Origin of the sequence: Caulobacter sp. DWP3-1-3b2, from assembly GCF_049896325.1 — a bacterium.
In the GTDB taxonomy this organism is placed as follows: Bacteria; Pseudomonadota; Alphaproteobacteria; order Caulobacterales; family Caulobacteraceae; genus Caulobacter.
The window spans coordinates 44120-57008 of sequence record NZ_JAFCUB010000010.1 but is presented as its reverse complement, the minus strand read 5'-3'; the positions used below and the strand labels follow the sequence as shown (position 1 = coordinate 57008).

Here is a 12889-nt window from a genome sequence, read left to right as displayed (position 1 = left end):
CCGGGCAGTCATTAGGGAGGAAACGCCCAGGAAGGGCAGGAGCGGCCAGAGGCGGCTCCACGGATGGATACCTAATGGTCCCGCGCCGAGGTTCAAGGCGGCGACCGGGCCATTCGCCGGCGACGTGACCGCTATCGCCAGGCCGCCGCCAAAGCACACAGGCAACCATATTGTGCCTAAAATCTGAGCGAATTTTCCGTACCGACTGTTCGCGCTGTAGGCGAATTTGAAGGCTCAACCCCCGCCAAGGCCTTAGCCGTCATCGAACCACCCAGCCGCGAGCGCCCGCCAAGCGGGACCACTAGACGCCCAACTCAGGATATGTAAGTATTCACTCGCACACCCAGCAAGTGAATTCCATGATCGCGCCTCTGCACAGCTTCTTCGCCGAGCGGGTCTCTGGCGTCCATCGGTTCGGACTCGACCGCGTCCGGCAGGCCGTGCGGTTGGCGACAGCGGGACGCGATCACAAGCTGCCGCGCCTGGCTCAGATCCGCAATCTCGACTATCCCGCCGCCACCGGCTGGCGCCCCGCGCGGCTTTACGTGCCGATGGGCGCGGCGACGCCCGGCCCGGCCATCCTGTTCTTCCACGGCGGCGGCTTTGTGATCTCCGACATCGAGACCCACGACGCCCTGTGCCATCGCCTGGCCGACGCCTCGGGCGCGCGGGTGATCTCGGCTGGCTATGGCCTGGCGCCCGAACACCCCTTCCCGTCGCAGATCGACGACGCCCGCGCGGCCTTCGCCTGGTTGCTGCGCGAGGCCGCCGACCTGGGCGTCGATCCAGACCGCCTGGCCGTGGCGGGCGACAGCGCCGGAGCCTATCTGGCGGCGACCGTGGCGGCCGAGGCCAATGCTGAGCGCCCCGGCGCCGTGCGCGCCCAGGGCTTCTTCTATCCGCTGCTGCATCTGGACGATGCTATGTGGAGCCAGACCCTGCTGCGCGACGCCCGGCTGATCGGTCGCCTGGCCGTGGCCTATATCAACGCCCAGCTGGCCGGCGCGGCCGCCCCATCGCTGCTGGACGCCGTCGGCCCAACCACCCCGGCCACCTTCCTGGTCTGTGGCACGGGACTGGACCCGGTCCTGCCCGACGCCATGCTCTATGCCGAAGAGCTGGAGGCGGCCGGGATCGCGGTCGACCTGACCACCTACGCCAAACAGGCCCACGGCTTCGCCAACTTCACCCATGTCTCGCCCGTGGCGGTCGAGGCCGTCACCACGCTTGGCGCCAAGCTGGGGAAGGCGCTACGAGACGGGTCATGACCCCCGTCCCTGACAAAACAATCCTCTATATCGACGCCGACGCCTGCCCCGTGAAGGACGAGGTCTACAAGGTCGCCGCCCGCTATGGCCTGAAGACCTTCGTGGTCTCCAACAGCTGGATCCGCACGCCCCTGACCCCGGCCATCGAGCAGGTCGTGGTCGACGCGGGTCCCGACATCGCCGACGACTGGATCGCCGAGCGGGCCGGCCCCGGCGACGTGGTGATCACCAACGACATCCCCCTGGCCGACCGGGTGCTGAAGGCCGGCGGCCAGGCCCTGGGCACGACGGGGCGGCTGTTCACCATGGACACCATCGGCTCGGCCCTGGCCTCGCGGATGATCGGCGAGCACCTGCGCTCGATGGGCGAGATCACCAGCGGCCCCAAGGCCTTTGGTCCCAACGACCGCTCCAAGTTCCTGCAGGCGCTCGACACCGCCGTGGTCAAGGCGCGGCGCGTGGTCAAATGATCGAGATCACGTCCTGGCTGCGGATCGAGGACGACGAGATCGTCGAAAAGGCCGCCCGCGCCTCGGGGCCCGGCGGCCAGCACGTCAACAAGACCTCGACGGCGATCGAGCTGCGGTTCGACGTCCGGAATTCCCCGACCCTGCCCGAGGACGTCAAGACGCGCCTCGAAGCGTTGGGCGGCAGCCGCACGACCCTCGACGGCGTGCTGGTGCTGTTCGCCCAGGGCAGCCGATCCCAGGAAATGAACCGCCAGGAGGCCCGCGAGCGGCTGGTCGAGCTGATCCGCAAGGCGACGGAGAAGCCTAAGCCGAGGCGACCGACCAAGCCGACCTATTCCAGCAAGCTCAAGCGGCTGGAGACGAAGGGGAAACGGGCGGGGGTGAAGGCGTTGCGGGGGCGGCCGAAGGGCGAGGATTAGGGGTCATCCGTCTACCCCAAATTCCGCTCATCCCGACGAAAGTCGGGACCCAAGATGAGATGGGCTGTCTTCTCAGAGCGAAGCCGGCAGACTCGGCTTGGGTCCCGACTTTCGTCGAGGATGAGCGGTGTGGGAGGGGCGTGAGTAGCTCCCTACCCCCTCCCCCAAGCCCCCCCATACGGCGCGGGGCCGTAAGACAGCACCTCGTGCTTCCACTCCGGCTCTGTGATCAGTCCACTGAGGATCTTCTGCAGGTAGGTCGCAAGGTTGGCCTGTTCCTCTTCGGTGAGTTCGGCGCAGACTTCCTGGTGGATCGGGTGGATGTCCTCGCGGACGCGGACCAGCAATTCTTCGCCGGCGGTCGTCAGGCGCACCACCACCTTGCGGCGGTCGGAGGCTTGCGCTCCGCGCTCGACCAGGCCTTCGCGGATCAGGCCGTCGATGGAGCGGGTCAGGGTGGTGCGGTCGGCGGCCGACAGCTTGGCCAGGCGGGTCATCGAGCACTCGCCGAACCGCGACAGCGAGGCCAGGGCCACCCATTTACTGAAGTTGAGGCCGTGTTGCGCGATGCAGTCGGCCGCCAGGGCGCGCCGATGCTGCTCGGTCTGATACATCAGATAGCCGACATAGGTCGGTAACGGCAAACCGCAGGCCTCCCCCTGATCGTGATCTGACATGGTTCCCCCATGCCGTCCGGGCGCTTTCATCCCACAAGCTAAGCCGTCGCACAATCATGGCGCGCGGATCACCCGCGCGTCACGCCCGAATGCACATTTTGGAAACGCCCGACGCCGGTCCCCGTGGCGTGAACGATCATCTACCACCGTTCTCCGACCCTAACGTAACAGTAACCATGGGGGTTCCGCCCACGAAAAAGCCCCGCGAGCGGTTTCGCGGGGCCGTTGTGTTTTTCGCCTTCGAGAGGGGGGCGGCGCCCGTCTGACGCGCGCGCTCCGCTCGGTTCGTGGTCAGTTGGGGATCGTCGCGTTGCGGGCGCGGGCCCGGGTCAACCAGTCGTCGGGATAGGTCTCGCGCACCACGATCGACTTGAACTGGCCCACCGGGATGTGGGTGTTCTCACCGGGGTTGAGGTCGCGCGACACCGAGTGGCCGGCGAACTCCTCGATGATGGTGATGACCTGGCTGCTGCCGGCGGTGTTTTCGATGAAGACCATGTTCATGGGGGTCGTTCCAGAAGCGGGTTGCAGCGTCAGGGCGGATCAAGCGTTGTACTGGGCCAGGCGGGCGGGTTGCGCGCCCCAGGCCTTGACCTGGGCCGGGGAGGACAGCTTGCGGAACGCCCCGCGGGCATGGTCTTCGCAGTAGGAGGCGCGGGCGGTCTTGTCCCGGCCACAGAAGCCGAAGTCGTGGGAGTCGACGTCGCCGATCGGCCAGCGGCAGGAATGGGTCTCGAGGCCCAATATGCTCGAGGTGGCGGTCATCTCGACAACCGGCGCGGTGTAGCGGATGACCGGGCGCGCGGCGCTGGTCAGTTCGCGGACGTCGCGGGCGCGGGGTTGAGCCCGGCTGGCGGTGCGGACCACATTGCGTTGGCGGGCGGGGACGTCGCGGACGGTGATGCCCAGGCGGTGAACCTTGCCGATCACCGCGCTGCGGCTGACGCCGCCCAGTTGTCTCGCCACCTGGCTGGCGCTCATGCCCTCCAACCACAGCTTGCGGAGGGTGGCGGTGCGATCTTCGTTCCAGTCCATGATTTTGCTTCCATCCCGGTCGCCAGGGCAGCCCCCCTGGCCTCATCAGGGGTACGTTTATGGTTAATTCCGGTCAATTTTTTATGTGCATACCCACGGTTTGCAATCGGGCATTTTGCGTTTGCATTCTGTAAGATAGCGATCGTTGTCGCAGGGCGCGCGCCTAACTGTGGCGAGACATTGTCAGGATAACAACGTTATATATTGGCCGTCGGGCCCACAGTTGGGTGAGAAAATGAATGCGGCGCGCCGCCGCAGAGCTTGCGACATAATGACAGTTGGGGACCCTTGATGCGTCTGTTCCATTTCGCCGCGACCGCGGCTCTTTGCGTAATTTTGACGGGCTGCTCGAAGGCGCCAGGCGGGGCTTCGGGCGCGGGTGGCGCCAGTTCGGCCGCCGCGGCCCCCACCGACGCCGAAAGACAGGCCCTGCTGGCCGCCCTCCCCGCCCCCTACAACACCGGCGACCTGCTGAACGGCCAAAGCAAGTTCGCCCTCTGCCGCTCGTGCCACACCATCACCGAGGGCGGGCCAAACATGACCGGCCCCAACCTGCATGGCGTGTTCGGCCGCAAGGCGGGGTCGAAGGCCGACTACAGCTACTCGTCCGCCGTGGCCGCCGCCGGCTTCACCTGGGACGCCGAGCATCTGGACAAGTGGCTCGACAACCCGCGCACCTACCTGCCGGGCACCAAGATGACCTTCGCCGGCCTGCACGACCCCAAGGACCGCATCGACCTGATCGCCTATCTGAAGGTGGAGAGCGGTTACAAGCCGCCCCCGACCTAGCCATGGAAGACGCCCAGGCGCTGCTCACCCGATTCTTCGACGCCTATAACCGCAACGATTGGGTGGCTTTCTCGACCCTGGTCACGGCCGACATCGACTGGCCCAACCAGACCGGCGCCGGGCGCGTGATCGGGCAGGACGCGATGGAGGCCTATTGGATGGAGACGAGCCGGTCGATCCGGGTTGAGCTGGCCGCCTCGGCCTTCGCCGTCCAACCGGATGGCCGGATCGCCGTCGATATCCACCAGACCGTCCACAACGCCTCGACCGGCAAGCTGTGGTCCGATACCTGCGTGCGACATTACTACACGTTCCGGGACGGTCTGATCGCGCGCATGGACACCGAACCCCTGGTCAGGACCTGACGACCATGAGCGAAGCGAACACCCTGATCGTCCGCCTGCACGACGCCCTGGATCGCCGCGATCTCGACGGGTTGATGAGGCTGTTTCATCCCGACGTTCGTTTCCTCGACTATCTGGACGGAGGCGAGCTGGTGGGGCTGGCCGCCGTGCGGGCCTTCTACCAGCGCCTGTTCGAGACCATGGCCCCCGCCGTCGATCTGCTGACGGTGACGGACCTGCCCGACGGCCGCCTGAGCACCGAGCTGCAGGTGTCCATCCACGACCACTCGGGCCACCTGTGGTCCGACACCCGGGTCACCGCGACCTACACGGTGTTGGAAGACCTGATCCAGGCGGTCGAGCTAGGGGACGAGCGGCGCTAGATCATCACGTCCGCGCAGGCGTCCAGGATGGCGTCGGCGTCGAGGCGGTACGTGGCGTAGAGGTCTTGCAGGTCGCCCGACTGGCCGAAGGTTTCCAGACCCAGGGCCCGCAGACGCATGCCGCGCACCGAACCCAGCCACGATAGCGTGGACGGCGCGCCATCGATCACCGTCACCAGGCCCGCGTCGCGCGCCAGCGGCGCCAGCAGGGTCTCGATAGTAGAGGTGCGGGCCGCGCCGTCGGTCCAGCGCGAGCGGCCGGCGGCGGTCCAGTCGCGGTGCAGCACGTCGGCCGAGGTGATGGCCAGCAGGCCCGCGCCGGGCTCGTCCTCCAGCACCGCCTCGAAGGCCGCCAGGGCCTCGGGGGTCAGGGCCCCGGCATAGGCGATGGCCAGGCGCGCGCCGGGGGCCGGGGGCCGCAGCCAGTAGGCGCCGTCGATCACGCCCTGGCGCCAGGCGTCGTCCGCCCGCTCGGGCTGGCTGATCACCCGGGTGGAGAGCCGCAGATAGGTCGAGGTCCCGTCCTTGGCCTGGATCTGATCGAAGGCGTGGGCCATCAGCACCGCCGTCTCGTCGGCGAAGGCCGGCTCATAGCTGTCGAGCCCCGGCTGGCCCATGCCGATCAGCGGCGAGGTGATCGACTGGTGCGCGCCGCCTTCGGGGGCCAGGGTCAGGCCCGAGGGCGTGGCCACCAGCAGGAAGCGGGCGTCCTGGTAACAGGCGTAGTTCAAGGCGTCCAAGCCCCGAGCGATGAACGGGTCGTATAGCGTGCCGACCGGGAACAGCCGCTCGCCGAACAGCGGCGCGGTCAGGCCCAAGGCGGCCAGGGCGATGAACAGGTTGTTCTCGGCGATGCCCAACTCGACATGCTGGCCGGTCTCGGCCTTGGACCACACCTGGGCCGAGGGGATGCGCCGGCGCTTGAAGACGTCCTCATGCGCTCGGCGCTGGAATACGCCCCGGCGGTTCACGAACCCGCCGAGATTGGTCGAGACCGTGACGTCGGGAGAGGTGGTCACCACCCGCCCGGCGAACTCGTCGTCGCGCCGCGAGATCTCGAACATCACCTTGCCGAACGCCGCCTGGGTCGACTGCTCGCCGCCGCCCAGAACAGGGACAAGAAGCTCGTCCGCTGTCGGCGTGGCGATGATCGGGGCGACGTGGTTGCGCTCGACATTGGCGGCGAACGGCGCGCGGGCGACCAGGCCCTTCAGGGCGGTGTGCTCGGCGGCCGATAGCCCCGACAGCGCGTCCCACTCCTCGCCCTCGACCACGCCTAGCCGGCCGCGCAGCTGCGAGATCTGGGTCTCGGTCATCAGACCTGAGTGATTGTCCTTATGCCCCTGGAACGGCAGGCGCAGGCCCTTGACGGTGTAGGCGATGAAGAAGCGCGGGGCGTCGTCCTGACTGGCCCGCTTAAAGGCCTCCAGTATGGTCTCCATGCAGTGACCGCCCAGCTCGGTCATCAGTTCGGCCAGGTCGAGGTCCTTGTAGGCTGCGATCAAGGCCAGGGTCTCGGCCTCGCCCGCCAGATCGGCGGTCAACCGCTCGCGCCAGGCCGCGCCGCCCTGGTAGCTGAGGGCGGCATAGAGGTCGTTGGGGGCGGTCTCGATCCAGGTCTTCAGCGCCGCGCCGCCGGGCTCGGCGAAGGCCTCGCGCTGGCGCTTGGACCATTTCAGCGTCTCGACCGTCCAGCCGGCGGCCTCGAAGATGTCGCCGTAGCGGGTGAACATCCGGTCCTTGGTGGTGGCGTCCAGGCTCTGGCGGTTGTAGTCGACGATCCACCAGGTGTTGCGGATGTCGTGCTTGCAAGCCTCGATCAGGGCCTCGTAGATATTGCCCTCGTCCAGCTCGGCGTCGCCCAGCAGCGAGATCATCCGGCCCATCCGTTCGGGCTTCACCGACCCGCGCGCCGCCAGGTAGTCCTGGGTCAGCGAGGCGAAGGCGGTCATGGCCACGCCGAGGCCGACCGAGCCGGTGGAGAAATCCACGTCATCGACGTCCTTGGTCCGTGACGGATAGGACTGCGCCCCGCCCAGGGCGCGGAACGCCTTCAGCTTGTCCAGGCTCTGGCGGCCAAACAGGTGCTGGATGGCGTGAAACACCGGGCTGGCATGCGGCTTGACCGCCACGCGATCCTGCGGCCGCAGCGCCTTCATGTAGAGCGCGGTCATCAGGGTGGTCATCGAGGCGCAGGAGGCCTGGTGGCCGCCCACCTTCAGGCCGTCGCGGCTCTCGCGCAGGTGGTTGGCGTTGTGGATGGTCCAAGAGGCCAGCCAGAGAATGCGTTCCTCGATGCGACGCAGAAGCGCAAGCTCCTGCCGCTTCGCCGCCAATACGGCTTCAGCCATGCTTCCTCACCCGGGTCAGACGGGTGAGGCTTGCCCCTCACCACTCTTCTCGCGAGCTTCATAGTCCTCGATCTGCCGCGACGTCCACTCCGGAGACTTCGTGAAGCGGGCCAGCAGGTTGTAGAACACCGGGACGATGAACAGTGTCAGCAGGGTGGAGAAGATCGCGCCGGTGAAGATCACCGCCCCGATGGTCTTGCGGCTGCCCGCCCCCGCCCCGGTCCATAGCATCAGCGGCAGGGCGCCCATGGCGGTGGCGATCGAGGTCATGATGATCGGCCGCAGGCGCAGAGCGGCGGCCTCGATCACGGCCTCCTTCACCTTCAGGCCTTCGTCGCGCAGCTGGTTGGCGAATTCGACGATCAGGATGCCGTTCTTGGCGGCGATGCCGACCAGGATGATCAGGCCGATCTGGCTGTAGGTGTTGATGGTCGAACCGGTCATCAGCAGGCCAAACAGCCCGCCCAGAACGGCCAGGGGCACGGTCAGCATGATGACGGCCGGGTGGATCCAGCTTTCGAACTGCGCGGCCAGCACCAGGAAGACCAGCAGCAGGGCCAGGCCAAAGGCGATGCCGACGGCGCCGGAGGCTTCCAGGAAGTCCTTGGCCTGGCCGCCCCACTTGACGCTGACGCCGGGGCTCGGATTGGCGGCGGCCTGGTCCTGCAAGAATTTCACCGCGTCGCCGACCGTGTAGCCGGGCGACAGCTGTGCTGTCAGGGTCACCGAGCGAAGGCGATCGACGCGTGGACGGTCCGGAGCGTCGCCCCGCAGCTGGGTGGTGACCACGGTCGACAGCGGCACCAGCGCGCCCGACTGGGTGCGCACCTGCAGCCGGTCCAGGTCAGCCAGGCTGCGGCGCTGCTCGAGGCTGGACTGCAGGATGACGTCGTATTCCTGGCCGTTCTTGATGTAGGTCGTGGCCCGGCGCGAACCGAACATCGTCTCCAGGGCCCGACCGATCGACTGGGCCGAGATGCCCAGGCTGGCGGCCTTGTCGCGGTCGATCTGCACCGACAGGCGCGGCGAGGTGGGCTCATAGTCGATGCGGGGACGGGACAGGCCCGGATTGTCCTGGGCCTGAGCCAGGATCGGCTTCAGCCAGTTGGCCAGCTCGACATAGTCGTTGCCGGTGGCGATCAGGTCGACATTGGTGCCGCCGCCACCGCCTCCGCCACGCTGGAAGGCGCCGCGCACACTGGCCACGGCGCGCACGCCGGTGATCTTGCTCAGGGTCTTGTTGAGCTCGGCGGCCACCTGGTCGGCGGTCTTGTTCCGCTCCCCCCAGCCCTTCAGCACCAGCACGCCATTGCCGGTGTTGAACTGGTTCTGGCCAAAACGCGGCACCGCGATGATGGTCCGTGCGGCGACGCCGTCGGCGCGGTACTTTTCAAGCTGCTTCTCGACGGCGTTGGCGGCCTTGACCGTGTAGTCGAACCCCGCGCCCTCGGGCCCGTTGATCGAGATATCGACGCGGCCGCGATCCTCGGCGGGGACCAGCTCCTGCGGCAGGGCGACGAACAGGCCGCCGGCCACCAGGGCCAGGACCAGCACCACGGCACCCGTCCCGATGGCGCCCGCGCGGGCGGCGAGCAGGCGTTCCAGCGAATGGCGATAGCTGTCCTTCAACCGGTCCATCGCGTGGTCGACCTTGCGGTTAAACCAACTGCCGCCCGAGGCGGGCTTCAGCAGCTTAGAGGCCAGCATCGGCGACAGGCTCAGCGCCAGCAGGGCCGAGAAGGCCACGGCGGCGGCGATGGCCACGGCCAGCTCGACGAACAGCCGACCGATATAGCCGGGCAGGAACATCAGCGGCGCGAACACCGAGATCAGCACGATGGTGGTGGCCACCACGGCGAAGAATACCTGCCGGGTGCCGCGCAGGGCCGCGACATTGGCCGGCTCGCCCTCGTCCACGCGCCGCTGGATGTTTTCGACCACGACGATCGCGTCATCGACCACCAGGCCGACGGCCAGCACCAGGGCCAGCAGGGTCAGCAGATTCAGCGAGAAACCCAGCGGCGCCAGGATGATGAAGGTCGAGAGGATGCAGATCGGCGCGATGATCGAGGGGATCAGGGCCGAGCGCCAACTGCCCAGGAACACCAGGTTGACCAGGGCCACCAGGCCGATCGAAATGCCCATGGTGACCCACACCTCGTGGATCGCCTCGGCGGTGAAGATCGAATTGTCGACCGCCTTGATCAGCTGGGTGCCGATCGGCAGCGTCTTGTTGATCTCGACCAGTTCTTTGTCGACCACCTTGGAGATGGCCACGTCATTGGCCTGGGACTGGCGGGTCAGGAAGATGCCGACCTGGTTGACGCCGTTGCCGCGGAAGATCTTGCGGCGCTCGTTGGAGCCCTCCTCCACCCGCGCCACGTCGCCCAGGCGGATCACGAAGCCGCCAGCGTCGGCCGGACGCAGGGGCAGCTTCACGAAGTCCTCGGGCTTGGAGTAGCTGCGGGCGACGCGGATGGTGAAGTCCTTGGAGTCACCCTCCAGCGCCCCTGCCGGCAATTCGACGTTCTGACTGTTCAGCGCGGCCTCGACGTCATCGACCGTCACGCCGCGCGCCGCCATGGCGTCGGGATCGAGCCAGATGCGCATGGCGTAGAGCTGGCCGTTCAAGCCGGCCTGGGCCACGCCCGGCACGGTCGACAGGCGCTCGACCAGATAGCGGTCGGCATAGTCGGCCAATTCCAGCGGCGAGAGGGTCTTTGAGGTCAGGTTCAGGATGACGATGGGCGAGCTGTCGGCCTGGGCCTTGGCGATCTGTGGCGGATCGGCCTGGTCGGGCAGGTTCGAGGTCACCCGACTGACGGCGTCGCGCACATCGTTGGCGGCCGCGTCGAGGTCGCGATCCAGGGTGAAGGTGATGGTGATCTGCGAGCGGCCGTCGCGCGAGGAGCTGTTGACGCGGTCGATGCCCTGGATGCCGGCCACCTGGCGCTCGATCACCTGGGTGATGCGCTCCTCGATAACCTCGGCCGAGGCGCCGGTATAGGTGGTCGAGATCGACACCACCGGCGGGTCGACATTGGGCAGCTCACGGATGGCCAGGCTGCTGAACGCGGCCAGGCCGATCACGCACAGGATGATCGCGACGACGGCCGCGAAGACTGGGCGGCGTACGGAAAGGTCGGAAAGCATCAGCCGGCCTTCTTGCCGGGCTGGCCGCCCTGGCCCTTGTTATCCTTGCCCGCGCCCGGCTGTCCGCCGCCGATCGGCGCGCCATCCTGCACGCGGTTCAGGCCGTCGCCGACGATCTTGTCACCAGCCTTCAGGCCCGAGACGATCTCGACAAACCCATCGGACGACAGGCCGGTCTGCACCGTGGTGCGACGAGCGACCTGGCCCTTGGGGCCCTTGGCGATCAGAAACACCGAGGCCTGGGTCCCCTCGAACTGGATGGCGGCTTCCGGTACGGCCAGGGCCTGGTGCTGGCCTTGGTCGATGCCGACCTTGATCAGCATGCCAGGCTTCAAGCGCCCGCCAGCATTGGGAAATTCGGCCCGAGCCTTGAGGGCGCGGGTCGCGGGGTCGATGCGGGTGTCGATCTGGGCGATCCGGCCGGTGAAGGTCTCGCCCGGCAAGGCGTCCGGCGCGGCGGTGATCATCAGGCCGTTGCGCAGGATCGGCAGATAGCGGTCGGGCACCGAGAAATCGACGCGGATCATCGAAACGTCGTCCAGACTGACGATCGGCGTTCCGGGGCTGATCAAGGCGCCCGGCGCGATGTCGGAAATGCCCACCACGCCCGAGAACGGCGCGCGGATTACCCGGTCCAGCTTTTGGGCGCTGGCCGAGCTGACGGCCGCGCGGGCGGTGTCGCGGGCGGCCAGATATTGCTCGGCGGTGGCGCGTGGGGCGATCCCCTTGTCGGCCAGGGTCTTCCATCGCGTGTATTCGCGGTCGGCTTGAGCGTAGCGGGCCTGGGCCTCGGCGATGCCGGCGTTCTCCTGGTCGGCCTTCAGTTCGACCAGCACCTGGCCCTTGGAGACAGCTTGGCCGTCACTGAAGTGCACGTTGGTGATCAGTTCGGCGGTGTTGGAGGTGATGGTTACCGACTGGCGGCCCTTGGCCACGCCCAGCACTTCCACCCGGTCGGTGAAATCGCGCGGCTTGACGGTGATCTGCGACACGGCGATGGCGCGACCGCCACCCCCACCGCCGCCGGGCCCGCCTTGGTTGGGGGCCTTGCCGCCGAAGGCCAGCTTGAGCCCCCCGACCAGCAGCATCAGCAGAACAGCGACGACCGCCGCGACGAGAAAGAAGTGTCTGCGGATCACGAAAAGCTCCGGGCGCCGAGGAGAGTCGGCCTAGCTTGTGCACTGTGGCTCATATGCCGCCTGCTCTAACCCGCGTCCAGTGACACACAGATGACCGGATGTCTCAGTTTTGAAACAGTCAGAACCTGCGCCAGACCGCCAGGACGACACCCCGATCGGCCGGAGTCTCCCGACCGGCTAGCGTCTGCCGCCACCCAGCCTGCACGCTCCAATCGCCCAGGTCACGAACCACCGATAACTCGCTCTTGATCCAGCGCGACCCGATGGGTCGAGAGTCCGCCTTGCCGGCATAGGTCTGGGCCAGCAATAGCCAGGACTTTGCGGGACGAAGGCCCAGGGTGGCGTCGAGGCGCGTCTCGTCGGCCAGGCCGCTCCGCTTGAGCCGCGCGACCTGGAGGTCTCCGAACACGTGGCGTCCGCGCCAGTCGCGCGACGTCCCCGCCAGCAGCCGGGCTTCCAGGACGGCGTCGCCCCTGCCCGGCGCGGCGTAGCCAGCGTTGCGCCCCACTCCGTCCTTGGCGGCGCCCAGATAAAAACTGACGACTGATCGATCCGTACGCACCACGGCGTATCGCAGCCCCAGTTCGATCGGCCCCCGTCCATCATAGGCCACGAAACGGTCGTGGCCGCGGGTCACCCCGGCCTTGGCCTGCAGGGTGAGACGCTTCGTCAGTCCATACTCAGTGTAGAGCGACAGGCTCTCGTCACGGCGATGATCGATGGCGAGCAACTGGCCGGCGGGATCAAACCCCTCGTCAGCCTGCTGGTCCTCGTATTTCAGGATCGCCAGCCCGTGGCCGTCCGACATGGGCCAGGCGCCCGCCTGGGCGGCGTGGGGCAGCGCGCAAAAGAAAGCCGCCG

13 protein-coding genes are annotated in these 12889 nt (G+C 67.4%); 6 read left to right on the top strand and 7 right to left on the bottom strand.

What is annotated here, in order from left to right:
• The first annotated feature begins 359 nt into the window (after window positions 1-359).
• Genes ACP7AG_RS09430 through arfB form a run of 3 tightly spaced genes read left to right on the top strand, consistent with a single transcriptional unit; the run spans window position 360 to window position 2157 of the window.
• Entirely contained in the window at window positions 360-1268 is a 909-nt protein-coding gene (locus tag ACP7AG_RS09430; protein ID WP_426030639.1) for an alpha/beta hydrolase, read from the top strand.
• Window positions 1265-1738 carry a YaiI/YqxD family protein gene (locus ACP7AG_RS09425; RefSeq protein ID WP_426030638.1) on the top strand — a complete coding sequence of 158 codons (474 nt, stop codon included), beginning with the start codon at window positions 1265-1267 and terminating at the stop codon, window positions 1736-1738. The genes ACP7AG_RS09430 and ACP7AG_RS09425 overlap by 4 nt, the downstream gene beginning before the upstream one ends.
• Window positions 1735-2157, top strand: coding sequence for an alternative ribosome rescue aminoacyl-tRNA hydrolase ArfB (arfB, locus tag ACP7AG_RS09420; RefSeq protein WP_426030637.1), 423 nt, complete (start codon window positions 1735-1737; stop codon window positions 2155-2157). Before ACP7AG_RS09425 ends, arfB begins: the two co-directional genes overlap by 4 nt.
• Before the next feature lie 152 nt (window positions 2158-2309).
• Here arfB and ACP7AG_RS09415 read toward each other — a convergent pair whose 3' ends face one another.
• From ACP7AG_RS09415 to ACP7AG_RS09405, 3 genes are all read right to left on the bottom strand, one after another.
• A complete protein-coding gene (locus ACP7AG_RS09415; protein ID WP_426030636.1) occupies window positions 2310-2834 on the bottom strand; it encodes a MarR family winged helix-turn-helix transcriptional regulator in 525 nt (174 codons plus the stop codon).
• Between the two features lie 291 nt (window positions 2835-3125).
• The gene (locus tag ACP7AG_RS09410) at window positions 3126-3338 is read right to left on the bottom strand and encodes a hypothetical protein (protein ID WP_007674156.1); all 213 of its coding nucleotides are present in this window, start codon (window positions 3336-3338) and stop codon (window positions 3126-3128) included.
• A gap of 39 nt (window positions 3339-3377) precedes the next feature.
• A complete protein-coding gene (locus ACP7AG_RS09405; protein ID WP_426012356.1) occupies window positions 3378-3869 on the bottom strand; it encodes a GcrA family cell cycle regulator in 492 nt (163 codons plus the stop codon).
• A 291-nt stretch (window positions 3870-4160) separates the two neighbouring features.
• Here ACP7AG_RS09405 and ACP7AG_RS09400 point away from each other — a divergent pair, with 291 nt between their 5' ends.
• From ACP7AG_RS09400 to ACP7AG_RS09390, 3 genes are read left to right on the top strand one after another with little or no spacing between them, the layout of a single operon-like run.
• On the top strand, window positions 4161-4658 hold the full coding sequence (locus ACP7AG_RS09400) for a c-type cytochrome (RefSeq protein WP_426030635.1): 498 nt from the start codon (window positions 4161-4163) through the stop codon (window positions 4656-4658).
• A gap of 2 nt (window positions 4659-4660) precedes the next feature.
• On the top strand, window positions 4661-5023 hold the full coding sequence (locus ACP7AG_RS09395) for a nuclear transport factor 2 family protein (RefSeq protein WP_426030634.1): 363 nt from the start codon (window positions 4661-4663) through the stop codon (window positions 5021-5023).
• Window positions 5024-5028: 5 nt separating this feature from the next.
• Window positions 5029-5385 (top strand): nuclear transport factor 2 family protein, encoded by a 357-nt coding sequence (locus ACP7AG_RS09390; RefSeq protein ID WP_426030633.1) that lies wholly within the window; start codon window positions 5029-5031, stop codon window positions 5383-5385.
• On the opposite strand, the gene ACP7AG_RS09385 is transcribed toward ACP7AG_RS09390, so the two are convergent.
• From ACP7AG_RS09385 to ACP7AG_RS09370, 4 genes are all read right to left on the bottom strand, one after another.
• Window positions 5382-7736 carry a transketolase gene (locus tag ACP7AG_RS09385; protein WP_426030632.1) on the bottom strand — a complete coding sequence of 785 codons (2355 nt, stop codon included), beginning with the start codon at window positions 7734-7736 and terminating at the stop codon, window positions 5382-5384. The genes ACP7AG_RS09390 and ACP7AG_RS09385 overlap by 4 nt on opposite strands.
• Before the next feature lie 15 nt (window positions 7737-7751).
• Complete coding sequence (locus tag ACP7AG_RS09380; RefSeq protein ID WP_426012365.1) at window positions 7752-10889, bottom strand: efflux RND transporter permease subunit; 3138 nt, start codon at window positions 10887-10889, stop codon at window positions 7752-7754.
• Window positions 10889-12028: an efflux RND transporter periplasmic adaptor subunit gene (locus tag ACP7AG_RS09375; RefSeq protein ID WP_426030631.1), complete on the bottom strand. Its 1140-nt coding sequence runs from the start codon at window positions 12026-12028 to the stop codon at window positions 10889-10891. The genes ACP7AG_RS09380 and ACP7AG_RS09375 overlap by 1 nt, the downstream gene beginning before the upstream one ends.
• Before the next feature lie 118 nt (window positions 12029-12146).
• The gene (locus ACP7AG_RS09370) at window positions 12147-12836 is read right to left on the bottom strand and encodes a hypothetical protein (protein WP_426012369.1); all 690 of its coding nucleotides are present in this window, start codon (window positions 12834-12836) and stop codon (window positions 12147-12149) included.
• Window positions 12837-12889 lie beyond the last annotated feature (53 nt).